The sequence below is a fragment of the Flavobacterium fluviatile genome (assembly GCF_010645065.1).
Taxonomy (GTDB): domain Bacteria; phylum Bacteroidota; class Bacteroidia; order Flavobacteriales; family Flavobacteriaceae; genus Flavobacterium; species Flavobacterium fluviatile.
In genome coordinates this window covers 1-1,521 of record NZ_JAADZW010000068.1, presented here as the reverse complement: position 1 = coordinate 1,521, position 1,521 = coordinate 1, and the positions used below count along the sequence as shown (strand labels likewise).

Annotated in this window: 1 protein-coding gene; it reads right to left on the bottom strand. The window is 38.5% G+C overall.

Features of this window, described 5'->3' with window-relative positions; translation table 11 throughout:
• Positions 1-388: 388 nt before the first annotated feature.
• Positions 389-1,459: an IS110 family RNA-guided transposase gene (locus GXM17_RS21280; RefSeq protein ID WP_163401524.1), complete on the bottom strand. Its 1,071-nt coding sequence runs from the start codon at positions 1,457-1,459 to the stop codon at positions 389-391.
• Positions 1,460-1,521 lie beyond the last annotated feature (62 nt).

The following is a 1,521-nucleotide window of genomic DNA, read 5'->3' as shown; positions in this document are numbered from 1 at the left end:
ACTCCTATGTAAAGCATCATAAAGTTATTCACAACTTTTGAGAGGGTTATATTTCGGTTGTTTTCGAGTATAAAATTCCGTTCCAACGGCTTGTTGAAAAAGTTGGAAACAACTTTTTGTCCGCCGAAGGCTGGGACTGAAAAAGTTATTCTAACTTTTTCAATAATGCCACGAATTTAGATCTCTTTTATTTCATAGTCTTTCTTTTAAAATTCTTAAGGCTCACACTCCTATATGTGGTCTGTTTTGTGCAGCCACCAGCATCTGTATGATTGTAAGAATAAAAAACAGCTGCCTGCTACAAAATGCGGCTTCGCTTTATAGAACCGCCCTGGCTGTTTTGCAGTCTGTTTTCTGTCATTGGCTGAGCTTTTTAAGAAGATTGTTTTTATTTTCCTAACACTAAATTTCTATTGATCTGATACGGTGTTTCCGTTTTTATTACCGAGAGTATTCTTCGTGCCATTTTGTGGGCTATTTTAATAATAACACTCTTTACGTTCTTGCCTTGATGTTTGCGGTAATAGTTTTGCATTTCGGCATCTTTTCTGATAGCAACCCAAGCTGCTTCCACTAAATAACTCCGCAATTGCGAACGGCTTCTAGGAGTTATTCCTAAACATTTTTCCGAACCGCCGCTATTATAAACTCCAGGAACCAATCCAATGTAAGAGCTGAATTGCCCCTCGTTATGGAATCGGCGCAAATCACCGCATTCCGCTAAAATTACACTGGCAAGATAACCCCCAATTCCCGGAATGCTCCTCAGGAGATTATAATCTTTCTTATACGTCTTTCGGCAATGAGCACGCATTTGATTGGCAATTTCCAAATACTCTGATCGGATAAATTTGTACATCCGTATTTTGCCCTGCAAAGCCAATTCTCCACAGTTACTGCTGAACTTTATATTTTCAAGCCATACAATAAAATCTTTGCTCCAATTCGGAGTATCAAACTCATCCGGAACCTTTATGCCATGAAAAAGCAACATGCTTTTGATATGTAGTTTGCTTTGTCGGAGTTTCTTGGTAACTTGGGTTCTATGACGTGCCAAAGTCGTAAACTGTTCGTGTTCTTCAGTAGGAATATAAACTCCCCGCAGAACTCCTGCCTTTAATTGATTGGACAGATTTCTGGAATCTAAGGCGTCTGTTTTTTGATACCGCTCCTTGTCTGATGTCTTGACATCGGATGGATTGACAACCAAAACATGCCAGCCTAAATTTAAAAAATAGCGGGCTGCCGAAAAACCACAACAGCCTGCTTCGTAAACTAAATCAACTTCGTGATTAGGAAATGTTTGCTCCACATATTGAAATAAATCCTCCGCAACAGAAGGCATCGAGTACGTTCTATGAAAAAATAAATCAGTTTGGATAGAAACGGTCCAGCTTTTTTTGTGAATATCTAAACCAATGAATATCTTTGGTTTAATTAAGGCATCTTGTAATTGCATAATCTTCGTTTTTGGTAACTCTAAGTTATGCTTTTACATAGATGCTACAACGGATTTGGGCA